This is a genomic window from Clostridium uliginosum (assembly GCF_900112485.1).
GTDB lineage: Bacteria > Bacillota > Clostridia > Clostridiales > Clostridiaceae > Clostridium > Clostridium uliginosum.
This window is the reverse complement of record NZ_FOMG01000012.1, coordinates 27,722-52,836: the sequence shown is the minus strand read 5'-3', so window position 1 is coordinate 52,836 and position 25,115 is coordinate 27,722. Positions and strand designations below refer to the sequence as shown.

The 25,115-nt window shown below is 30.2% G+C and carries 20 protein-coding genes; 3 read left to right on the top strand and 17 right to left on the bottom strand.

Translation table 11 applies throughout. The features are described from left to right. Positions 1-16: 16 nt before the first annotated feature. The 5 genes from BM027_RS09490 to BM027_RS09470 form a co-directional block, all read right to left on the bottom strand. Positions 17-922 (bottom strand): TraB/GumN family protein, encoded by a 906-nt coding sequence (locus tag BM027_RS09490; protein WP_090091220.1) that lies wholly within the window; start codon positions 920-922, stop codon positions 17-19. A gap of 82 nt (positions 923-1,004) precedes the next feature. Next, the gene (locus BM027_RS09485; protein WP_090091218.1) at positions 1,005-1,721 is read right to left on the bottom strand and encodes an ABC transporter permease; all 717 of its coding nucleotides are present in this window, start codon (positions 1,719-1,721) and stop codon (positions 1,005-1,007) included. Further along, positions 1,721-2,566, bottom strand: a complete 846-nt coding sequence (locus BM027_RS09480; protein ID WP_090091216.1) for an ABC transporter ATP-binding protein — start codon at positions 2,564-2,566, stop codon at positions 1,721-1,723. The genes BM027_RS09485 and BM027_RS09480 overlap by 1 nt, the downstream gene beginning before the upstream one ends. 277 nt (positions 2,567-2,843) lie before the next feature. After that, a complete protein-coding gene (locus tag BM027_RS09475) occupies positions 2,844-3,860 on the bottom strand; it encodes a LytTR family transcriptional regulator DNA-binding domain-containing protein (protein ID WP_090091214.1) in 1,017 nt (338 codons plus the stop codon). A 234-nt stretch (positions 3,861-4,094) separates the two neighbouring features. Further along, positions 4,095-4,982, bottom strand: coding sequence for a LysR family transcriptional regulator (locus tag BM027_RS09470; RefSeq protein WP_090091211.1), 888 nt, complete (start codon positions 4,980-4,982; stop codon positions 4,095-4,097). Between the two features lie 133 nt (positions 4,983-5,115). On the opposite strand from BM027_RS09470, the gene BM027_RS09465 reads away from it, so the two are divergent. Next, entirely contained in the window at positions 5,116-5,733 is a 618-nt protein-coding gene (locus BM027_RS09465; RefSeq protein WP_090091209.1) for a histidine phosphatase family protein, read from the top strand. A 277-nt stretch (positions 5,734-6,010) separates the two neighbouring features. Next, complete coding sequence (nrdJ, locus tag BM027_RS09460) at positions 6,011-8,104, top strand: ribonucleoside-triphosphate reductase, adenosylcobalamin-dependent (protein WP_090091207.1); 2,094 nt, start codon at positions 6,011-6,013, stop codon at positions 8,102-8,104. A gap of 345 nt (positions 8,105-8,449) precedes the next feature. Here nrdJ and BM027_RS09455 read toward each other — a convergent pair whose 3' ends face one another. The 10 genes from BM027_RS09455 to BM027_RS09410 all read right to left on the bottom strand — a co-directional run bounded on the left by BM027_RS09455 (position 8,450) and on the right by BM027_RS09410 (position 20,449). After that, positions 8,450-9,436: a D-isomer specific 2-hydroxyacid dehydrogenase family protein gene (locus tag BM027_RS09455; protein ID WP_090091205.1), complete on the bottom strand. Its 987-nt coding sequence runs from the start codon at positions 9,434-9,436 to the stop codon at positions 8,450-8,452. Positions 9,437-9,508: 72 nt separating this feature from the next. Next, positions 9,509-10,564: a PTS sugar transporter subunit IIC gene (locus tag BM027_RS09450; RefSeq protein WP_090091203.1), complete on the bottom strand. Its 1,056-nt coding sequence runs from the start codon at positions 10,562-10,564 to the stop codon at positions 9,509-9,511. A 464-nt stretch (positions 10,565-11,028) separates the two neighbouring features. Beyond that, positions 11,029-12,258, bottom strand: a complete 1,230-nt coding sequence (locus BM027_RS09445) for a CaiB/BaiF CoA transferase family protein (protein ID WP_090091202.1) — start codon at positions 12,256-12,258, stop codon at positions 11,029-11,031. 59 nt (positions 12,259-12,317) lie between these two features. Beyond that, the gene (locus BM027_RS09440) at positions 12,318-13,499 is read right to left on the bottom strand and encodes an electron transfer flavoprotein subunit alpha/FixB family protein (RefSeq protein WP_090091200.1); all 1,182 of its coding nucleotides are present in this window, start codon (positions 13,497-13,499) and stop codon (positions 12,318-12,320) included. Between the two features lie 15 nt (positions 13,500-13,514). Then, positions 13,515-14,300 (bottom strand): electron transfer flavoprotein subunit beta, encoded by a 786-nt coding sequence (gene etfB / locus BM027_RS09435; RefSeq protein ID WP_090091198.1) that lies wholly within the window; start codon positions 14,298-14,300, stop codon positions 13,515-13,517. Between the two features lie 18 nt (positions 14,301-14,318). After that, entirely contained in the window at positions 14,319-15,458 is a 1,140-nt protein-coding gene (locus BM027_RS09430; RefSeq protein WP_090091196.1) for an acyl-CoA dehydrogenase family protein, read from the bottom strand. Further along, positions 15,455-17,053 (bottom strand): class I adenylate-forming enzyme family protein, encoded by a 1,599-nt coding sequence (locus BM027_RS09425; protein ID WP_090091194.1) that lies wholly within the window; start codon positions 17,051-17,053, stop codon positions 15,455-15,457. The genes BM027_RS09430 and BM027_RS09425 overlap by 4 nt, the downstream gene beginning before the upstream one ends. 241 nt (positions 17,054-17,294) lie before the next feature. Further along, complete coding sequence (locus BM027_RS09420) at positions 17,295-18,419, bottom strand: 2-hydroxyacyl-CoA dehydratase subunit D (RefSeq protein ID WP_090091192.1); 1,125 nt, start codon at positions 18,417-18,419, stop codon at positions 17,295-17,297. Position 18,420: 1 nt separating this feature from the next. After that, the gene (locus tag BM027_RS09415) at positions 18,421-19,656 is read right to left on the bottom strand and encodes a 2-hydroxyacyl-CoA dehydratase subunit D (RefSeq protein ID WP_090091190.1); all 1,236 of its coding nucleotides are present in this window, start codon (positions 19,654-19,656) and stop codon (positions 18,421-18,423) included. A gap of 19 nt (positions 19,657-19,675) precedes the next feature. Beyond that, positions 19,676-20,449 carry an acyl-CoA dehydratase activase gene (locus tag BM027_RS09410; protein ID WP_090091188.1) on the bottom strand — a complete coding sequence of 258 codons (774 nt, stop codon included), beginning with the start codon at positions 20,447-20,449 and terminating at the stop codon, positions 19,676-19,678. A gap of 1,187 nt (positions 20,450-21,636) precedes the next feature. Here BM027_RS09410 and BM027_RS09405 point away from each other — a divergent pair. Beyond that, the gene (locus BM027_RS09405; RefSeq protein WP_090091176.1) at positions 21,637-22,332 is read left to right on the top strand and encodes a GntR family transcriptional regulator; all 696 of its coding nucleotides are present in this window, start codon (positions 21,637-21,639) and stop codon (positions 22,330-22,332) included. A 446-nt stretch (positions 22,333-22,778) separates the two neighbouring features. Here the strand turns inward: BM027_RS09405 and BM027_RS18710 are convergent, their stop codons facing one another. After that, on the bottom strand, positions 22,779-22,910 hold the full coding sequence (locus tag BM027_RS18710) for a hypothetical protein (protein ID WP_278320225.1): 132 nt from the start codon (positions 22,908-22,910) through the stop codon (positions 22,779-22,781). Between the two features lie 65 nt (positions 22,911-22,975). Beyond that, on the bottom strand, positions 22,976-24,871 hold the full coding sequence (locus tag BM027_RS09395) for an endonuclease MutS2 (protein WP_090091175.1): 1,896 nt from the start codon (positions 24,869-24,871) through the stop codon (positions 22,976-22,978). Between the last annotated feature and the right edge of the window lie 244 nt (positions 24,872-25,115).

Here is a 25,115-nt window from a genome sequence, read left to right as displayed (position 1 = left end):
TACTTATAAAACTATCTTAATTAAGAGATTTTACTGTATATCCTTTTTTCTCTAAAAGTTTAATTATACTATCCTCTCCAAAATAATGAAGATATCCAACAGCTACTACATATTTCTTACTGCTTTTAGATAACTTTTCAATTTTATCAGCCATTTTAATATTTCTATCTACAATAAGCTTTTTATATGAATCTATATTTTCTTGATGTTTCTTTATAGCTTGTTCAGCAACATTAAAATCACCATTTTTATAACCTTCAAAAAGTTCATTTGCATATTTACTTTCTTCTTTTATAAGATTTCTATCATATTTATCAATATATTTTTTCAAACTATCCATATCAGTGCCTAGAGTCCCCATCTGTTCTTTCACACTTTCAAGACCTATAACTTCTTTGTTTAACTCCTTATATTTTTGTTGTAATAATAAATCAAACATAGGACCTGTAAATTCATTCAAAGTATAACTTTGATTACACAAAGCCATTATTAATCCATTGGAATTTAACTTACTAATATCATTATATGTAAGTTTATAGTCAAGAAGGATATTACAAAGTATTTTTTCTTCATCACCTACTAGTAAATCTTTAATTTCACCATTCTTTAAAGAAAAATTATTAGTCACATAATCTTGTAACTCTTTTATATTTTTTTCGTCTGTTAAATCAATTTCTGTTGCAAGTCCATCTGTTTCTTTAATAATATTATTAATTTTATCATTAAAGAAATTTACATTATTGGGTGCTGGGTGCATTGTCCCAACAAGATATATAGAATTATCACCCTTAGTTGCTTCCCAAATAAAACCTTTTGTTGGTTCATTTGATATTGCTTCACTAGCTAAAACACCACATGGTGTTAAAAATATTGTTGTCATTAATAAAACTAATGCTATTAATTTCATTCCTATTCTTTTCATAATTCATTTCTCCTTAATTCTATAAAATATTAATTTATTTTTTCATATTAACTCAACAGATTAGTCTATATTTTTATTCTTACTAATCTAATCTTTTCTTACTATAAGCGTAAGCGAAGACTCCTGCCCCCATTATTATCCAGCCCAAAATTATTGCTATACTATAAGTAAAGTTCATGTTTATATGCTCATTAGTAAAAATTCTATTTAGCAATATTTCCATATTACAATTGGGTAAAAAATTAGCTACTATTTTACAAGCATCATTTATTTTTGCAAAAAGAGGTATGATTAAGATAATCATAAAAAAAGGCATTCCTATAGTCCCTGTACTCATTTGATTTTCTGCTATAATTCCTACTACTGCCCCAAATTCCATCATAGATATAACCACTAGGGTTGTTATAAAAATAAAATGTCCTAGATACGAAAATTCCATGCCTATAATAAAAAACATTAGTATGTTAGTTCCAAGTGAAAGTAATAATATTATAATAGCTTTTCCAACTAGAAATTCTAATGGTGAAACACATGCTAACATTAATGTTCTTAAAGTATTTTTTTCCTTTTCTTCTGCAATCATCATTGCAATTGTAAGGCCTGACACTAATACAAAATTCATATTTAAACACATATTTAAAATATATAATTTACCTTCTTGTGAATCACAAAAAAGTTTTGAATACATAATGCAAAAAATCATTGGAAGTAAACACATAAATAAAACATTTATATTTTTTGATAAATCCTTTGCTTCTTTCTTAAATAATGCATTTACTCTTCTCATTGAAAAATTCATTAAATTTCCCTCCCTGTTAAATGCAGAAATATTTCTTCTAAATTTGGTTCCATAGAGTGTATTGATAAAACTTGTTCTTCTTTCATCCAACACTTAATTTGTTCTGCACCTTCTTTATTATTTTTTATAATAACTGATTTGTTTTGACTTTTTAATTTAACTTGTATATCATCTCCTGAATATTTTAATTTTAATTCTTCTGGCTTTCCTATCTCCACTATCTCTCCTTCATTTAAAAAGGCTACTCTGTCACAAAGTTTATCTGCTTCTTCCATATTATGTGTAGTTAAAAATATAGTAGTTCCTGCTTCATTAAGTTTTCTAAGAAACCTATGAATTTCTGAAGTTGTTCCTGGATCTAAAGATGAAGTAGGTTCATCTAAGAATAATAATTTAGGTTTATGAATTATTGCTCTTGCAAGCATTACTCTTTGCTTCATTCCTTTTGATAATTTTTTAACAATTTTGTTTTTAAACTCTGTCATATTCATATTTTCAAGTACATAATCAACATCTTTTTCTTGTAATTTATTAATATTAGCAAATAACATAAGATTATCTTTAACAGTAAGCCTTTCATATAAACCACTATTATCACTAAGTATGCCTATATCTTTAAAATCCTTTAAATTTTTAACATATATTTCATCGCCAAGGACCATTACTTGTCCGCTTGTAGGTATTAATTGTGATGTGAGAATCTTTATAGTAGTAGTTTTTCCAGCTCCACTTGGCCCTAAAAATCCAAAGATTTCTCCTTCTTTAATATCGAGGTTTAAATTCTTTAATACTGTACTTTTGTTAAAATCTTTTCTAACTTTTTTCATAGAAATTATATTTCCCAAAATTATTTTCCTCCTTGCAGAATCTATTTATAACATTTGATAAAAGATTAATTACTTTTCTAATCAACATTACAAATAATCTAAATTAAATTATTTTGTTTTGCTACTTATAGTAATATAATTATCATATATTTCAAATCAACTAACTACAAAAATACCATGAAAGGAGTAAAATTAGTGTTAAATGGTGCAATTTACAGCCTAAGATAATACAGTTTTAGCGTATTCTAATTATAAATTCTGCTGACTGGAGTATATCTTGTCCTAAATGGATCACTTATATTTTTAAAATATTCTTTAATTCTGCTAGTTTTCCCTTAGAAAGTGGAATAGCACTTTTTTGCTTATCATCTAAGGTTAAACTATAACTATTTCTTGTCCATGTTATTACTTCCCTTACTTTTTGAAGATTGACAATATAAGATCTATGACATCTGAAAAAACCAAAAAACTCTAAATTATTTTCAAGTTCTGTTAATGACATCATGCATGGAAACTTTTCTCCCCTTACATTTAAATTACTTATTCCAGATTCACTTTCTATATAGTCTATCTCTACAGGATCAAACAACAAAATTTTTTCATCAAGCTTTGCTGGTATTTTTTGAACTTTATGTAAATAACCTTTTTCTTCTTTATAATTTAATTCACTAATATCTTCATCTTTTTTCTCTTGATTTTCTTCCATTCCATTTTCATCAAGAATATAAGTTTTTCCTCCAATTAACATTGTGTCCTTAAAAGACATGGATATAGCTAATACTGCTGTTCCTTTAGAATATAACTCTTCAATATTCTCCAATATTATTCTTGTTCCCTCTTTATCCATATTAAATATTGGGTCCTGAAATATTAGAATCTTAGGTCCCTTCAACATTTCCCTAGCAAAACTAAGCATTTTTCTTTTAGAATAATTTAAAGTTTTTATTTTTTTATTGGCAATCTCTAATAGTGAAAATTTTAACATTACATCTTTATAATTAACCTTAGAATCAATTATGTCACTATAGTATTTCATATACTCATCTACTGTAAGCCTCTCATAAAAACCTTCTTCTCTAAATACTACACCAATATTTTTTTTATTTTTCTTTATATACTCACTATGTTTTATACCCTCTATGTATATTTCTCCAGTTCCTAGTACTTCATTGTCTAATATAAGCTTAATTAATATATCACTAAGTTCGCTACTAGATTCTATACTTACTAAATTACCTTTTTCAACTTTAAAACTAATATTATTTATCACATTATCGTTTTGCTTTTTATATAAACTTTTTATTTCTAACAATGTACTCTCTTCCCCTCAAGCTTTTAGCTATGTAACGTTTTAAACTAACTTTTACCTTATATGTCTTAGTTTGTCCATTAAGATTATATCAACTATAATTCTCCTTGTCTAAATATTACATAAAAATATAGCTAGTAAAACTTAATTAATTTTACTAGCTACTTCTTTAATATACTCTTTACCAAACCTGGAATTTTTCTTCGTTCTTATATTTTATATACCACTAACATTTTATTAATTATAGTTCTCAATAATAGAGATAAAATCATTAACTAACTGTCCCCTATTTTCATTTTTTCGTGTGCAAATAACAATTTCATTTTTAAGATTAATATCCTCAACATAAATTCTTGATAATTTTTTCATATCAACAAATTCTTTAACTGCTATTGAAGAACAAAAATTCACACCATAACCTGACATAGAAGCCATAAGTGTTTCATGTAATCCATTAAACTCAAGTACTACCTTAGGCAAACAAATTCCAAAGGTATTACAGATAGATTCCAAACGTACTCTAGCATAGCTTCCTTTTTCTCTCATTATAAATGGTTCTACCATTATATCACTTAAACTAACCTTTTTATTAGCATATTTGTGATTAGGAGCAGACACAAACCATAGCTCATCTTGCATTATTTTATTGACATCAATTTTATCCATATAATTAACTGCTCCACCACCAAGAATTGCTACATCAACTTGATAACTAATAAGACTATTAACTGTGTCTTCAGTATTCATTGTTGTGATTTCAATGTTTATATTTTCATTTCGTTGTTTTAAACATGCTGCCCATTTAGGTATTAAGAAATTAGATGAAAGATAATTACCAGCTATTTTCAAAGTGCCATTTTTACCTTGTATATAATTTTTTATCAGTGTTTCCATTCTATCTTCCAATTGAAAAAGCAAACTTGCCTCCTTTGCTAACTGCTCACCTATTTCAGTTAAACGAATACCTCTACCTTGAGGTAAAAATAGTGTTATTCCTCTTTCTCTTTCAAATTTTTTAATTTGAGAAGTTATTGATGGTTGACTAATTCTTAATTGCTCAGCTGCAAGAGTCACACTACCAGTCTTTGCCACCATATAAAATAACCTTAATCCATGTAAATTCATATTCTAACTCCATTCATATATTTTATATATAATTACATTAATAACATATATTATACATATAAATTCTTTTCTTTTATACTAGTTTTATAAATTGCTAGTGAGAAAACTCACTACAGATACTTAGGAGGTAAATATGAAACAAACTATTATATATTTGGTTAGGCATGGACAAACAGAATGGAATTTAGAGAAAAGAATGCAAGGACATAAAAACTCACCTCTAACAAATCTTGGTATAACTCAAGCAAATGGATTATATAATAAACTTTTTGAAGAAACTATTGATGTTATCTATTCTAGCGAAAGTAAACGTGCTTGTGATACAGCAGAGATTATCAAAGGTAATCGAATCATTCCTATAATTGTAAATAAAGAACTAAGAGAAATTAATATGGGAGATTGGGAAGGTATGAAACAGTCAGATATCATTAGTAAATATCCTGAAATTTGGAATCATTTTTGGAATGATCCTCTCCTGTATACTCCTACTGGACTAGGTGAATCCTATCAAAAGCTACAAGATAGAGTTATACCTGAAGTTAAAAATATTATAAATTCAAACCAAGGTAAAACTATTATTATCGTAACTCATCGAATTACATTAAAAGTTATTATGGCACATTTCAATAATCAAGAAATACAAAATATTTGGGATACTGCAGACATAGAACCAGCCAGTCTTTGCAAGATATGTATTGAAAACGGAATATCTAAAATTTTATTGTTTGGTGATACCTCTCATTATAAATAAAATTCCAAAGGGGATAATCTTATTTAGGTTCAATGGGTATCTATAGTTGTTGTAATGATCCATTTGATTATTTAATATACTAAATTAAATATTTTTTATAATTGCTACATGCTTTAAATAGACAAGACTATATGTAGTATTTTTAATTTTAATGAATACTACATATTGTGTAATTCCATTAAATAGTTTAAAATAATAATTATTACTTAAGAAAAGAACAAAATGATTTCTTAAATAATTCTAAAGTTATTGGAAAACAAAAAATGGAGGATTGTATATGAATAAAGTATTATCAGAAAGTTTTTTAAACGAATATAGAGAGGTTAAGAATACACCTTTAAGCAATATTGGTGAATTTGTTTATTTAAGAACCTATTCAAGATATTTGGGCAATAAAAAAAGAAGGGAACATTGGTTTGAAACTGTTCTTAGAACAACTGAATATAATATTGAACTAGGTATAGATTTTAAAAAGAAACATGGATTATTTATAAACATGAAAGATGAAGTTAAAGAAGCTGAACGTTTATTTGATAATTTATTTAATTTAAGAACTTTTACATCTGGTAGAACTCTTTATATGGGCGGGACAGATATAGTAAAAGAATATCCACTTTCAAATTACAACTGTTGCTTTACAATGATTGAAGAATTTCATGATTTTGTAGATATATTTTATCTTCTTATGGTTGGTGCTGGTGTAGGAGTTAGAATTGATAAGGAATTGATATCAAACATGCCTAAAGTAAGAAAGCTATCTTTAAATGGAGAATATAATGAAGGTGTTCACAAATATATGCCAAAAGAATATCTGGAAGATACAAAACTTACTATAAATGAAAAAGATTTATCTATAGCTACAATCCAAGTTGGCGACAGTAAAGAGGGTTGGTGTAATGCATTAGAAATTTACTTCAAATTAATTACATACCCAGAATATATTAATATCAAAAAAGTAATAGTTGATTATAGTTGCGTTAGACCTGAAGGTGAAAGACTAAAAAGATTTGGTGGACGCGCATCTGGACACAAATCCTTAAAGAGAATGTTTGAAAAGATTAATAAGGTTTGTAATAATCTTATAGATGGCAACTTAAAATCAATAGACGTTCTTGATCTAGCCACTATAATAAGCGAAAATGTTGTATCTGGTGGCGTAAGACGTAGTGCTATGATGATTCTTTGCGATGAAGACGATAAAGATGTTATTAATGCAAAAAGTAATCTCTACAAAATAGTTGATGGAAATTGGATAGAAAACGCAGATGTTTCCCATAGAAAAATGAGTAATAATTCTATATTGTATAAGGAAAGGCCATCTTTAGATAAAATAAAAGAAATATTAAATTCCATAAAAATAAATGGTGAACCAGGATTTATTAATGGAACTGAAGCAAAAAAAAGAAAAGATTCTTTTAAAGGTTGCAATCCATGTGGAGAAATTTTGCTTAAATCTCATGAGTGCTGTAATTTGTCTACAAACAATTTAGTAGCTTTTTTAAATGAAAACAATAAGCTAGATATTGAACATTTAGTAGAAATATTAAAATTATCTACAAGAGTAGCAATTAGAATGACCTTAGTAGATGTTGAGCTTCCAGAATGGGATAGGGTTATGAAAGAAGATAGAATAATTGGAATTTCTTTAACTGGTATGATGGATATGATAAATAAAACAAATATGAGTTATGAAGATTTGGCTAAATTATTAAAGCATTTACGAAAGATTGTTAGAAATGAAGGTACAAGATATTGCACAGAGCTTGGAATTTCAGTACCTGAGCTTATGACTACCATTAAGCCAGAAGGATCTCTTTCAACTTTACCATGTGTAAGTTCCGGAATACATTATTCACATTCTAATTATTACATTAGAAGAGTTAGAATTTCTACATCTGACCCATTATATAAAATGATAGAAAAACTTAAATGTTATCCTATATATAACGAAAATGGCCAAACAGATGAAACTTGTACAACAAAAGTTATAGAGTTTCCAGTAAAAGCCCCCAATGGAAAAACAAAATATGACGTTGGAGCTATTGAGCAGCTTGAACTTTATAAACTGTCAATGATAAACTGGACAGATCATAATACTTCAATTACTGTACATGTAAAAGATGAAGAATGGAACGACGTTGCTGAGTGGTTATATGAAAACTTCCAGTATGTAGTTGGTATAACATTTTTACCATTAATGGATGAAACTTATCCACTTCTTCCGTATGAATCTATAACGAAAGAAGATTATGAAGAACGTATAAAAAATATAAAGCCAATAGATTATGAATTATTATCACAACTTGACGATGACGATGAACACGAAATAATTGACAAAGAGTGTGAAAATGGAATTTGTCCTATAAGGTAATATATGCAATTTTAATCTTTGGTGCTGTTTTAAAACCGTTTTGATATTAAAACAGCGCCTAATCTTCAAATAATTTTCATCACAGATTTTTTACAATAATATAAGCGATTAATAACTATGATTAAGACAAGTTATTAATCGCTTATATTTAATATTTATTTTATATTGTAATATTAGTTTAAATTTAAAAGAAAAGTTTATATTTTATTGTCCCCATATTCAAAAGCTAAATAATTATTATAGATAACTTCTTATATTATAGTATTCTATTTCTCCTTTGGTATTTAAACTAAAAACATATTATTTACATAGGTTATTTTGACACTTTTTTGATTATTTTTTATTTTATACTAATTTATTTTTACATGTATTAGTCTTTTCGAATTCATAAAGGTTTTGGAGAGAATACTCTACCATATTTGTAACTGCTTCATCTGTATAGAAAGCATAATGAGATGTTACTATAACATTTGGCAATGATTTTAATGTTAGTAAATTTTCATCTTTAATTATATCATTTTCATGATTATAGTGGAATATACCATACTCATTCTCATATACATCAATAGCAGCTCCACCTATCTTACCACTTTTTAATCCTTCAATTAATGCTCTAGAATCTACAAGTTGTCCTCTTGATGTATTAATTAAAATTGCTCCATCCTTCATCTTTGCTATAGTTTCTTCATTAATTAAGTGTAAATTGTCCTCTGTTAATGGGCAATGTAATGAAATTATATCCGCTTCTGCCAAAACCTCAGCTAAAGTCTTATATTCTAAATACTTTGCTACATTATCATTTGGATATAAATCATATCCTATCATCTTACATCCAAATCCACTGAAAGCTTTTATAGCTGTTTGTCCTACTCTTCCTGTTCCAATAAATCCTATGGTTTTATTTCTTAATTCAAAGCCTATTAATCCACCTAAAGAGAAATCTTGTAATTCAACTCTCTTAAAGGCTTGCTTAAAGTTTCTAGCTAAGCATAAAGTAACTGCTACTGCAAATTCTCCTACTGCATTTGGTGAATATGCAGGAACATTTGATACCTCTATTCCTACTTCTTTAGCTGCTTCTAAATCTATATTATTGAATCCTGCAGAACGTGTTGCTAAATATTTTACCCCTAACTTCGAAATCATTTCAATAGCTTCTCTATTAGCTGTGCAATTTCCCAATATACATACTGCATCATATCCTTCAGCTAAATTAGCTGTTGCAGGACTAAAAGATTCCTTTACTATTTTAACATCATGATCATACTTCTTAGAAAATTTTTCAAAACTACTCATTTCATCTAATCTAACACAATAAGCTACTATTTTCATAACTAACCTTTCCCTTCTCTTATATTAATTTATGAAGTAATATAGTAATAGCCTTAAAACTCTACTTATATTTTATTCAAAAGTTAATTTATAATCTTCTCCTGTTACTATTTTAACAACTTTAGTAAATACATAGTTAAATAATATTGCTAATGCTACTGGAATAACTACAAATATTAACGATATTATTATTATGTTCTTAGGAGTATATCCTCCCATTAAATTAATAGCATTTATAGGTCCTATCAATCCTGATATACCAAAACCAGCTGACATCGGAGTTCCTTGAATATTAAATATTCCAGCTAATGCTCCCAGTATTGCCGCATTACATAGTATAGGAATCATCATTATTGGTTTCTTAATTAAATTAACCATTTGCATCTTAGGTGAACCTAAGAAATGTGCAACTGATGTACCAAATGAATTTACTTTCCATCCGCATATAGCTAGTCCAAATCCTGCAGCTACAATACCTAAGTTAGCAGCGCCTGATCCTATTCCACTTAATGCAATTGCAGTAGCAACCGCAACAGCTGAAAATGGTGATACTATTAAGAATGCAAAACAAATTGAAATTAATATTCCCATTAACATTGGTTGAAATGTAGTGAAATTATTTATTATATTACCTAGCATTAATGTTAATTGTTTAACATATGGTAATGTAATTATACCCATAGTTCCTGCACCTATAAGAACTATAGGTGGAACTAATAATATTGTATAAGCTTTAAGCATGTTTCCTAAAAGTAGTATAAGACCTACCGCAATAGCAGCCGTAATTGCAACATTTATAACATCTCCTGTACCAGCAACTGTAAATGTGCCTTTTTCGCCAACTTTTGCAACACCAGAACCAACTACAGCAGCCATTCCTACAGCAGTTGTTTGAATTGGAGTTAATCCAAATTGCATTGCAATACATACACCTATAACCATTGGAGATAATATCATTCCAAGTGTTGTTACATTTAATAAAGTTTGTGCTGGTGCAAAGTGTGGAATTATTGCTTTTAATAATTCGCCAAATAATGCATTAGGTATTAATGCAACAACAATACCAATGCTTAATCCAACTAATAATTTGTTCATAAATACTTTAGAAGTCATCTTATTATTTTCCATAACTTTCTCCTCACTATTTTTTTCGTTCTATTAAATTATATGAACATTGATCTTCTCAATCTTGGGAAATACAATAAATTTGACAAGAACCTAATATCCCCTTGAAAGGAGAAGAACAATGAACAAAACAAAAGTAAAATATAATTGTTGATATTATGCCAAATTATATAAGTTTGCTTTAGATAAACGTGCTAATCAAAAATATCAATAGTTTCTTTTAACAACATCAAATATAAGAGCTTCTCATGTTACTATTCAAACCTGGACTCATAAAAATAAGTCTACCAAACTTATATAATTTTCAAAGAACGAGAAATTTTATGAAAGTTAAGATATTTTTTCATAACACCCTAACAGAATTAATGTCACATAATAACTTTATTTTTATGCAATATCATTGTATAAAGTTGTGGTAAACTAACTGAATATTGATATAACATTACAAGGACGATTGAATCCTCTTATTATTTCATAATATAAAGTGTTTTATTATTAATTAGGTTGCTGATTTCCTCATCTGTATACCCAATTTCCTTTAAAATATCTTTACCCTGCTCACCAATCATTGGACCATGTGCATAATCCGGTTCTCCCATTTCACTAAAATTAACAGGTGGTCTAACCAATGTTCTTACATTACCATTTTCATATTTCATGCTATAGAAACATTCATTGGCCCATGCCTGTTTATCTTCCAGAATTTCTTCCCATGATTGTGCAACACTAAAAGGAACATCCGCTGCTTTTAATTTTTCACTACACTCAGCTATTGTCATAGTTTTCATACTCTCCATAACAATGTCATAAACCTCGTATCCTATTCCAGCTTTTTGCAAATTTTGAATTGGGAAATATTTCTCACAATCTACTAAATCAGTTCTGCCGATAGCACTCATGAACTTCTTATAGTACGTATTGTAATCTGGCATACATGTTTGTATATATCTTCCTTCTTTTGTTTCCCATGCAGAATTAAAAGGATTATCTGCTTCACGAATATTTACAGGATATGGAATTCCTGTGTCTTTATATTGAGCTGCTTGAACCATCATTCCCATATTAAAAACAGCACTTTGGAATAAACTTGTAGTGACTTTCTCACCTTTTCCTGTATTTTTTGCTTGATACAATGCAGCTAAAATACCAGCAACAAGATTCATACCTACATTGTGATCTCCTAATCCAGGTACAACATTCATAGGAACAGATCCCTTTTGACGCAATGTTTCAAGATATCCTCCTCTTGCAAAAAATGCAGTAAAATCAAATCCTGGTAAATCCTTATCAGGACCATATTCTCCATAGCCTGTACACATTGCATAAACTAAGCTTGGATATCTCTTTTTTAAATTTTCATAATCCAATTCGGCACGCTTTAAAGCTTGAGGTCTCCAATTTGTAATTAAAATATCTGTTGTATCCAATAATTTAAAGAACGCATCTTTTCCTTCTGAAGTTTTCATATTCAAAGAAATACAACGTTTATTACCATTTTCTAGATCCCATGTAGTATTTTCATACATATCTAGAGGTCTTCCTTCACTTGGTGCTGTATAACGAAGAGGATCACCCTTCGCACTTTCTATCTTTATAACGTCTGCGCCTAAATCTGCAAGAAAACGTCCTGCTGTTGCAGCTGCTATAAATGTTGCCAATTCAACAACCTTTACTCCTGACAATGGTTTATTACTCATAATTCAATTCCCCCTAATTTATTATTTAATATTATTTAATATATTTTAATTATCGTTAATTATTTTTTCAGTTCTTCCAAAATTACAGGAATCACCTCATATAAATCACCAACAATACCATAATCGGCTACCTCAAAAATAGGAGCATTTTCATTTTTATTGATGGCTACAATATAATCAGAATTCTGCATACCTGACAAATGTTGAATAGCACCGGAAATACCACATGCAAAATAAATTTTAGGTTTTACAGTTGTACCTGTTTGACCTACTTGATATGAATGATCAATCCATCCTGCATCCACACATGCTCTTGTGGAAGCAATAGTTCCACCTAATGTATCTGCCAACTGCTTTAACAATTCAAAACCTTCTTGTTTTCCAATACCCATACCACCTGAAACAATAATTTCTGCATCAGTTAATGAAACCATTTCTCCTGCTTTTTTTACAATCTCAAGAACCTTTGTTCTTATATCACCTTTTTTAAATTCTACATCCAGTTTTATAAGTTCCCCTTTACGACCTTCTGTATAAATAGCCTTATCCATAACACCAGGTCTTACCGTAGACATCTGTGGACGATTGTTTGGACAAATGATAGTAGCCATAAGATTTCCACCAAAAGCTGGTCTAGTTTGTTTAATTTTTTTATCTTCTGGATCGATTTCGAGTTTAGTACAGTCAGCTGTTAATCCAGTATTACATTTTACAGCAAGACATGGACCTAAATCACGTCCTATATGGGTAGCTCCCAATAATACAATTTCTGGTTTATATATAGAAATCGCTTCAAAAATTACTTTTGTATAGGCATCAGTACGATAGTTTTCTAATTCTGGATTATCGGCTACATAAACTTTATCAGCACCATAAGCAAATAATTTATCTGCTAGTCCACTAATATTGTTTCCACATAAAACTGCACACAGTTCTGTTCCAACTTCTTTTGCCAATTTCTTACCTTCGCCAAGTAATTCAATCGCTACTTGCATAATTTCTCCCTGACGTTGTTCCGCAAATACCCAGACACCTTTATAGGCACTTAAGTCAACTGCTTCTTTTTCTTCTTCCACTTTTTCGATTGCTTCAAACGGGCACTCTTTTACACAAACACCACATCCAGTACAAGAGGCCCCAATAACAGCAATTTTATTTTCCATAGTGATTGCACTAAAAGGACAATTTTTTACACATTTAGTACATCCTTTGCATTTCTCTTTTAAAACTTTTATAGCCATTTTAATCCGTCCTTTCTATAACACATGTTTTTCTTCCAGTCTGGAAATAAGACTGGATACCATTTCATTTACAGGACCTTTTAACATTTCACCTTTCCCTTTTGGTGCTGGTGTAAATGAACGGAATACTTGTGTTGGTGATGCATTTAAACCACACTCTTTCGGATTTAATGATACATCTTCATGATTCCACATAGGAATTTCTTTTTTATACGCGTCAACGATGCCATACATGCTCATATATCTTGGCTCATTTAATTCTTTTACAGCAGTTAACAAACAAGGAGTTTGTACTTCAAGCACTTCATATCCATCTTCCATCTGCCTTTGCACAATTACCTTATCCCCTTCAAGTTTTATATCCTGCACATAAGTCACCACTGGTAATCCTAGCCTTTGTGCTACCTGTGGTCCAACTTGAGCAGTATCACCATCAATAGCCTGTCTTCCTGCGAAAATAATATCTACATCACCAATATTTTTAATACCAGCTGCAATAGTTGTAGATGTTGCACAGGTATCAGCTCCACCAAACGCACGATCGCTTAACAAATATGCTTGATCAGCTCCCATAGCCAGGCATTCCCGCAACATAACATTTGCCTGTGGTGGTCCCATAGTTAATACCGTTACTGTTGTCTCAGGATTACTATCTTTTATAGCCAGTGCAGCTTCCAATGCATTAGCATCATCAGGATTTAAAATACTAGGAACTCCATCTCTTATTAACGTACCTTTTACAGGATCAATTTTCACTTCATTTGTGTCAGGTACCTGTTTTACACATACTAAAATTTTCATAATTTATTACTCTCCTTCTTACTTTTTTAATAAATTACGAGCAATTACCATTTGTTGTATCTGTGAAGTTCCCTCATAAATAGTAAATACTCTACAGTCTCTATATAAACGCTCTACTTTATATTCTTTCATAAATCCATAACCACCATGAATTTGGACAGCCTTACCACAAATTTCATTACAAGTTTCTGCTGCATAATATTTAGCCATAGACGCTGCCATAGACGCATCTTTATTTATATCCTTCAAATAAGCAGCATCATAAACAAGCCCTTTAGCAGCTTTCAACTTTGTTGCCATATCTGCAATCATAAAACCGATAGCTTCAAAATCTCCAATTCTTTTTCCAAACTGCTTTCTTTCTTTAGCATACTTAATAGATTCATCTAAAGCTGCCTGTGCTACCCCTATCGATTGAGCTGCTACACCAATACGTCCTGTATCAAGAGTTTTCATAGCATTTATAAATCCCTTATTCAATTCTCCTAAAAGATTACTTTTATGAACTCTAACATTTTGCATGATGATATCACTAGTAGCGCATCCTATAACTCCCATTTTATTTTCTGCTTTACCACAAGATACGCCTTCCTGTTTCATATCAATAATAAAAGCAGAAATACCTTTTGCTCCTTTAGTTACATCAGTCTTGGCATAAACTACAGCAAAGTCTGCTAAAGGTGCCATTGTAATAAAGGTTTTACGTCCATTTAATATGAAGTAATCACCATCTTCTACTGCTGTCGTAGTCATTCCACTTGAATCAGAACCAGCTCCTGGTTCTGTTAATGCAAATGCAAGTTTCTTTTCTCCAGTTGCAACCGGTCTTAAATACTTTTCTTTTTGCGCATCATTTCCTGATAATAGCAGTGGTCCTCCTGAAAGGGAATTTGGCGAAGAAACATAAATACTAGCAACTGCACTAACTCTTGCAATCTCTTCCATTACAATTACATATGCACGATTATCAGCTCCTACACCACCTAACTCTCTTGGAGCTTTTATTCCAAAGAAACCAGCCTTTGCCATTTTGTTCAAAATATCTTCTGGAAAGGTTCCAGTTGCTTCAATTTCATCTAAAATATCTGATGTTAATTCTTTTTCAGCAAAATCCCTTGCTAATTTTCTGATTAACTCATGCTGTTCTGTTAAAATCACAGATATTCCTCCTTTTTTATTCTTAATTGAATTTCTTCTTTTAATTGTTTTATATTAATTTTCCCATTAGAATTTAACGGAAATTTTCGGAAGTCATAAATATATTTTGGGATTTTATAATCAGCCAAGTATTTTTTCAAATGCTCTCTTAACTTATTGGTCTGAAATTTTTTATCACTACTGATAATGCAGGCAACTATTTCTTCTTGTACAACAGGTGCTGGTATTCCAAATACCTTTGTCTGAAAAATATCAGGATATCTCATAATGACATCTTCAATTTCCTTTGGTGAAATATTTTCTCCAGAGCGTATTATAATTTCCTGTTTTCTTCCTGTGATATAAAGGTTCCCGTCATTGTCGATATACCCAATATCATCCGTATAAAGCCATCCATCTTGTTTAATCTTTTTACAATTTTCCTCGGAACGTTTATAATATCCCTGCATTACGTTGTATCCTTTAATGATGATTTCCCCAGTCTCATAAGGTTTTAATTCATGTTTATCTTCTGTACTAATGATTTTAAGTTCTACATTAGAAATCACTTTTCCAACCGAAACACATTTAATATCAGTGGACTCATTATAATCATTAAAAGCAATACATGGCGATGCTTCTGTCTGTCCATATGATTGCTGTAATTTTTCAAAGTTTAGTTCTCTTTGTATCTTTAAATAATCCTCTTTAAAAACTGTAGAACCAGCAATGATTCCCGATTTCAGAGATGACAAATCACATTTTTTCCTCTCTTGATTATTCAATAGAGCTAAAAACATTGTAGGAACTCCATTTAAGATGGTAATTTTATATTGATCAATACATTTTAAAACATATGATGTACAAAACTCTGGCAATAAATAAATACAAAATCCTTTATACAGACCAGCAAAAAAGCCAACACTTAATCCAAAGCAATGAAATAAAGGTAATGATATGCACATTTTATCTTCTTTTGTCCATCTCATTTGTTCTACAGATTCCATAGCAATATTCATAAGCTGATAATGAGTAAGCATTACGCCTTTAGGAATAGATGTCGTACCAGATGTAAATATCATGCTTGCAGTGTGATGGGGTGTAACTTTATGTTCTGCTTGTTTCAGCCTCTCCATGTCGACAGAGGTTAATTTCTCTAAAATCGGATTTTTGTCCCCTTCACTAAATTTATTTTTTCCTATATATATATATTTCTCTACTCTTCCTATGCTTTTCTCCTTCAAACTGCTGATAATATCTTTACAGTTTTTGTTTTTATAACAATCCCCATAACATACATACTGGACTTCTGAATACTGAAGAATTTGAATTAATTCTTCTTCTTTATACTTAGGATTAATCAATACAGAAATAGCTCCAATTTTAGCCAATGCCAAATAAGTAATTATCCAGTTAGGAGTATTAGTACTCCTAATAGCAACATGACTGTTATATTCAATTCCATAATCCATAAACTTTATTGCAAACCTATTGGAGATTTCATCAAGTTCTCTCCATGTATAAAATACATCCTCATATTCAATTGCATTTTTATCTGCCATAGTTTCTAGCTTATCTGATAAAGTTTGTCCTATTGTTACATTTTTCAATTTCATGCATCAACGCTTCCTTTTCTATAAGGTTTCTAACTCAAAATTAGCTTTTTCAAGGCTTTTATTGGTAAAGGTAATCTTATAAACATACAAGATTCAATATCCTTTAAAATATAAAGTTTAAATAAGTTAAGATATGATCTAGAAACCCTATAATTAGGATAAATAGTATTCTACCCAGGGCTATAAACATTTTTACTTATCACTTTACTCATCTCTTGCGTGAGTACAATCTAAAATACTACTAACCAATCATTTCTTTAAAAGTCTGAATTATAGTTTTAGCCTGTTCATAGTTAACCATCTGTCTATCAACTTCAATCATGATACTTGGAATTTTTGCTGAATCAAGAGCTTTTTTCACAATGACATAATCAAATTCTTCTGGATCACAGAACTTTGTCATAAAAATAATCACACCTTGCGCACCTGTATGTTTCACTAAATCTACAATATAATTAGCTCTTTTTTTATCCACATCATACAATACAGAACAATTATCCATTTTAGAGAATTTTTCACTCAAGGCATCTAATGATGACACAGCAGGTTTAGCATCTATCCTATACTGACGTGACTCATTTGCAATATCATCACCAACAATCTGAATATTATTGTCATCCAAAATCTTCAACAGATTTTTATTATCATCCAAAATTCCTGATGTTATAACCTTGATTTTTTTATTTTCCACCTGACTAGTTTCCTGTAATATATTCATCAGTTCATCTAATAGCTTTGTATGTTCTTCTTTTTCAATAAAATATGCACTTTTAAAGATATCACTTCTTTGTGAAGCTGTTATTTGAGGATAATGGATTAATAAATCACTGACCTTTCTCATGGCCACATTATGTGCATTATATATTTCAATAGATTTTTGTAATGCTTCTTCAGAAAAAACTGCTCCTGTTGCTACTTCAAGTTCTTTAATAGCTCTTTCATATCCAGCCTTTGTAAATTTTTTTCCGACTTCATTGGCTCTATTTTGTGGATAAGTCATCGGAATAAATGGAATATCTTTCACAGCATACTTCCAATTTTGTCCAAGACATTTTAGTGAATCACAAAGAGAAGGAATAACAATGGCAGAGACGCCTTCATATACACCTGTAATTCCCAATTCCAAAACAGACTGCATAATACTGCAGATAAAAGCTGGAAAATATTTTTTTGCTTCTTTTATTTCCACATCTGCACCCCATACGCCCATAGGAATAAGTCCCATAGAATGGATAATTTCCTCTGGTGTATATATAGGGGCACATGCAACTACCTTTTTACCATCTTCAAGATAAGATTTAAGCTGCTTGTCCGGATTCGCAGCAATATCATAAAATTTTTTTAATAAGTCATTCAATGCAGCCATTTTATTTACCTCCCTTATTTGCTTCCATAATCTCAGTCAATCCTTGTACACGGGTTACATATTGTGCTTCCGAAAAATTACGTGGATCGGCTTGATCTCCATCAAATGATGTAACAGGAATGTCACATTCCTCTCCAATCTGACGACTCATCTCATACATAAATCCACTCCAAAGCTTACAAGATCTGTTTGTATGCACTAATAAACCTTCAGTACTAGTTTTTTTAGCTATTGCAACTCTCTTATCACGTGCAAGTTCCAAATTGATAGCATTAGGAGTATTGCAATATGCTCTGATAAGACCATCAAAATCGTCATATATGAAACCAAATGCATCTGCATAAATTGTTGCTACCATATTAATACCTCTTGATTTCAGTCCAGTGGATGTGGCACGAAGATGTGGCCAGCAAGCAATTCCTTCAAACATAATTCTATACTTTTCTTCTGTACGAAATGTGCTTGTACCTTCTTCAACTGCCTTTTTATATTCTTCTAACAAAGTTTCAAATGCTTCCGCTGCCTCTACAGTTCCTCTAGCACATACTGCCACTGCCATATGATTTAGTAAATCAAAACCATTTAATGGTGAAGGTGTATATTTTGTGTAGCTTGTAGCTTCAAGCCACGCTCTAGATGTACGGTTGGAAACTTCCATAACCGCTTTAAATTTTTCATCATCCCATTTTTTTTCAGTGATTTCTTCTAACTGCTTAATTGCATCTAAAAATTGGCCTTTTACATAAGCAATCTGAGCATCTGATACTTCATAATCTGGATTGAAAGGAATATCAATCAAAACAAGTGGTATATTCAACTCTTTAGCAATATTTTCATACCATTTAATCATACAGTTACAGATATTATTACAACATAATAAAAAATCTGGCTGTGGCATATTTTGTTCTTTAACATCTTTTAATTTCATATAAGCCAAACTTATTCTTGCATAGGCACAAATGTCGTTGGAATAACCATCAGCTTCTGACTCGGAACATAACCTTTCACCTGCACCTCTAGCTGCAATTGCCGCTGCCTGATTTTCTGGATAACAAACTTTAATTCCTAATGTCTGAAAAATCTCTTGTGGAAAATTGCTGGCACACCATCCAATTTTTTCGCCACGGTCTTTTGCCTCCTGAACTTCTTTGTAATGATTCACAGTGATCTGATTCAACTTATAACTAGCTGAATTAGGATCTATGACACGTTTTTCTTTTTTCTTTGCTTCACTCATTTTTAAAGTCCTCCCTTTTCTAATTCACTTTATTATAAGCAGCTAATGCTGCACCAAGTGCACCCATTAATTGAGCGAAAGGTGAATAAAAAATCTCTACTCCTAATTCCTTTGATAGAGCACTTCTGACTCCACCATTACGTGCTACACCACCACTCATACACACTTTTTCTCTAATTCCAATACGCTTAGCTAGAGAAGCAACTCTACTGGCTACAGAACTACAAATTCCAGCAACTAGGTTATTGAGTTCTACCCCAGCTGCAAGTTGAGATATTACCTCTGATTCTGCAAATACCGTACATGTATTAGAAATCTTAGCTGGATTAGTCGCTTCTGATGCCTTAATTTCCAAATCATTAATGTCTAACTGTAAAATTCCAGCCATAGCATCTAAAAATCTGCCTGTACCTGCTGCACATTTATCATTCATTAAAAAGTTAACCATATTGCCTTTCTCATTTAGACTTAGTACTTTTGCATCCTGTCCACCAATATCAATAATTGTTCTCACATCAGGAAATATGTGCTTTACTCCCAATGCATGACAGCTTAATTCACTGATTTCAGCATCAGCATCTGTATATATAGTTCTTCCATATCCAGTTACTACCACATATTTCAAATCCTCTTGCTTCAATCCAGCATTTTTCAGCACTTCTTCCCTTGCCTGATTTGGTCCTTCTGTCCCTGTTCCTGCAATAACAATGGAAGAAGCAATTATATCTTTTCCATCTTTTACAATCACACACTTTGATGTTGTTGAACCTATATCAATACCTAAGGTATACATAATTAATAATTCCCCTTTTCTCTCCAAAATAACTTCTATAAATTGACTATGGCTATTTCAGTCTTATAGTTTTTTGGTTTTCTAGTATTCTTGTATACAAGTTTTGTAATTAAATAATACCATACTGATTTTTGTTTGTAAATGTTTTCTTATCTTTTCACAAAGTTCACATTAAAACAATAGTTTTCCTATACAAAATCATAAATATGATTCCCTATTTTTTAAAATACTGTAGTGTTGATACTCTTTTCTTACACATTCACTAATTCCATTAATTGTATTTAGGTGTTTTGCTATGCTATCTTGCGTTTTTTATTTTTTTCTTTAATTCCTTATATTATTTCTATGTGTTCTTTTATCAAATCATTTAGGCACTCGTCAAAATCTATATTAAAATTTATCCATATGTCTAAATGAATCCAATATTCATTCATCAATTCATTTAGGCATTTTTCACCTCCCAAACTTCGCTACGAAATTTTTTGACATATCCGGCAATATGCTGGATCTATAAACACTAAATCTAATAAAATAGTAAATTTAGAGCTTATGGGATATAGTGCAATAACAGTTCAGTATTACCTTCGATGTTTAGACAGATTTTTAGATTATATTAATAAATCGCCTAACTCAATTGACGAATAAGATATTCACTAATACTTGCATTATTGACCACTAGGACTTGACCAAACTGAGTCAGTTTCTCATTTTGCATTAAATTTGAATTGTGGTATACTAGTATAATATTAAAACATTATTAGATGATTGTAGAATCAAGAAAGAAATAATGTAGATAACTTTCGAAACTTTGCTTGAAAATCCCCAAAAAAAGTACGACAAAAAGCCTTTTGGTAAAAAGGCATGAGTAGCATATGGTTTGATATTCAATTATGAATATGTTGATTAAGCTTCTTTATTTAAGAAGTTTATTTATGCTTATAATATATTCTAGATTATTCATGACGTAAGCCAGTATTACATTTATAAGTTTAGAAATAGCTGTTAAATATAAATCAACACGCATAGTTGATTTACTCACTGTTTTGGGTTGCTCAATACACGGATTAAATTTAAAAGAAGATAGACATATTTCAATACATTTACAAACAGTATAATTTTCATCCTATTTGGATGGACGCTTGCGGAATTCCACAAGTGACTAAAAGCATTATGAAAAGAGGATTCGCATGGATTATATTTCAAGCAACAATCAGCCAATTAGCGTAGAACAGGTATATCGTGACATTCGCAAAAAGATATTAAAATTGCAGTTAGAGCCAGGACAGAAAATTAGTGAAAATCAGATGTGTGAGGAATATGGAGTTTCTCGCTCTATCATTCGTAATGTATTTATCCGGTTGAATCAATTGGAATTACTTACCATCTATCCACAAAGAGGAACTTATGTCAGTTTGATTGATTTGAACTATATAGAAGACTTGCTGATATTGCGGACTGCAGTAGAAAAAGAAGTATTATATGAGATGTTTACAAAAATTAAAGAAAGTAAACGCCTGGTGTTAGTAGAAGAGTTAGAAAACAATTTAGAATTACAGGAGCATTGTCGGAGCATGCAATTATACGGTAAAGAATTCCAAAAACTAGATTCTGCATTCCATAAAATTATGATTGATAGCGTAAAACGTTATCGATTGGTAAAAATTTTAGAGAATCCGATGCTTCACATTGCCAGATGGCGTAACTTTGATGTGGCTTTTGATAATAGGCTACCTGAATTAATAGATGAGCATAGAGCCATTGAAAATGCAATTAAAGAGAATAACCTTATTAAAGCTCAGCATGCTATGGAAACCCATCTGGAAACTATTTCTCAAATTGCTGGCAGGGCAAAGGAAAAATATCCACAATATTTTACAAAATAATCTAGTGTTTTATCATTATTTATATGTTGATATGGTTAATAAAAGTGGTGGTTGTTAGTTGAATCATTACTAACAACAAGAAATATCATGATATTAAGCTTATGTGCAAGGTTTTAAAAATATGTAGAAGTTCCTATTACAAATACATAATAAGAAATCAAGTAATCGAGAATTATAGGATAATAAGATAAAAAAAGTAATTATAGATATCCACAAAGCCAGTAAAAATCGCTATGGAGCTACAAAATCCAACTAAGCCTTTAATACTTCATAGTGATTTAGGGCTACCAGTATACAATCTCCGTTTTAAAAAAATACAGACAGACTAAACACTTTTTTCTAAGTGTCCAGTCCATAGGTATCAGTATAGATATAACACTCTCTTTTTTTAATTGTCCTTGACAAAGGTATCAGATTAAACACAGTCCTATTTAAAGTTTTGTATATTATTCTTGCTCAAAAAATTCTTTAGCGTATACTACCTTACCTTTTACATCTTTAAGTGAATTCTTTACAAGTTCAATTGCCATAAAATTTTCACTAGGAATTTCAAATGGTGCTCCAATTCCAAAATTCAAAGTTTCCTAGAATCCGAAACGTGGATAATATTTATTTCCATAAATGTACCCTCCGTTTTGTGAATTTATTTAGAGCATTTTAAAGTTTCTTTTTTTATTTTTTTTAATGCTTTTTTTGAGCCCCTCTCAATATCTTTTTCTAGCTTTCTTTCCTTATAGATTATAAATAACTGATTTAAATCATAACCTTCTGGATAAAGTTCACTTGCCTTTAATTCTAGTTTTATTCTTTTATAATTAACTTCAATAAATTCCTTATTGTATAGTATAGTCACATTATTTAATCTATCTCTTTCTTTATACACAATAGCTGATTCATTATTTTCTAAAAAAATAATTTTATCCCCTACAGAGTATTCATAAAAATCTTCCTTTGCTTGCAACTCTTTATTTTTTATAACCTTGCTATCTTCTATTAAATTATAATTATAACTTTTAGTATCAATATATTTTCTTGCTTTATCAATAATTGAATCATATAACCCCATCTTTTTAGAAATATATAAAGCATTACTATCGCCTACTTTTCCTATATTAAGCTTATATAGCGGTTCCAAAGTTTCTTTTTCAAACTCCATAGCTGCATTTTCAAAATCGGGATGTTCTTTTGAAAAGTTTTTTATTTCTCCATAATGAGTAGTTGCTATAGTTATACAACCCTTATGATACAATTCTTCTAATATTGCAATAGCCAGAGCAGATCCCTCATTGGGTTCTGTTCCACTGCCAATTTCATCAAACAATAGTAGTGTTGACTTTGTACTTTCTCTAATTATTTCTGCTAGATTTTTTACATGAGATGAAAATGTACTTAATGCATTTTCAACACTTTGATTATCACCAATATCAACAAATAACTTTTTAAATACTGAAAATTCTGTCCCTTCTTCAGCTTCTATATGAAATCCAGATTGTATTGCTAATGTTAACAACCCAACTGTCTTTAATACTACAGTTTTACCACCTGCATTTGGTCCTGTTATTATTAATCCTCTGTAATTTTTACCAATTTCAAAGTCTAACGGTATACTATCTTTAATAAGAGGATATTTCGCTTTAATCATTTTTATATATCCATAGTCATTTAGTTTAGGTTTTATTCCCTTTATTGCTTTGCTATATTTAGCTTTTGCCCAAATCATATCATATTCAGATATAACATCAACATTCATCTTCAAATCTTTTATTCTTTCAAAAAGCATATCCGTTAAAGTAGCTAATATTCTGTACTCTTCTATACTTTCTTCTGCTTTTAATACTACTAAGTCACTTGTATGCTTTGAAATAACATTTGGCTCCATAAAAACAGTCGTTCCTTTTGAAGATGTTTCAATAATGGTTCCTTGAACTTGATTTTTATGTGCTGCCTTAATTGCAATTGTGTATTTTCCATCACGCTGACTAATAAAAAATTCTTGAATATACTCTTTATTTTGACCATTTTTAAGGAACTTATCTAACTTCTCTTTTATCTTACTTTCACATATATCAATATGTCTTCTTATTTTTTTAAGATCCTTACTAGCATTTGAGTCAACAATACTTCCTCTCATTGATAGATTTATTTCATCTTCAATGTAGCTCAAATCAGAAATGTTTTCCCCATAAGAACTTAATGTAGGCGCATATCCCTCTTTGTCCTTTATAAATAACTTGACTTTCCTACATCCTCTTAAAAAATTTGACATCATAGTCAAATCAGCTACCTCTAAAGATGCTCCTTTTTCAATCTTTTCAATAAGAGGTAATATATTAAAAATACCCTCTAGCGGTATATTATAAGATGCATCTAATAATCTTCTTCCCTCTGATGTTTCATTTAGTCTTTGATTTACAATTTTTATATTGCTACTAGGTTCTAATTTATCAATTAATCTTTTTCCTAATCCGCTAACGCAATATCCTTTTACTGTTTCTTTCAACTCATAGTAATGTAATTTTTCTAATGTTACTTTATTCATATTAATAATCCTTCCTTGTATCTTTTATTACACTACAAGTCTACGAAATCTTGATAGATTTCTATTTTTATATAATAAAAAAAGCTATGGATACCTCCACAGCTTAAAATTCAACAATTAATAAAGGTAATTCTCTTACCTCTTTAAAGTAAATTCGTGGACTTGTATCTTTAATAGTACAAATTAATTCCATAACAAATAAAAGGTATACCCCTTATTTTTTAGAATTAATATTAACTTAACT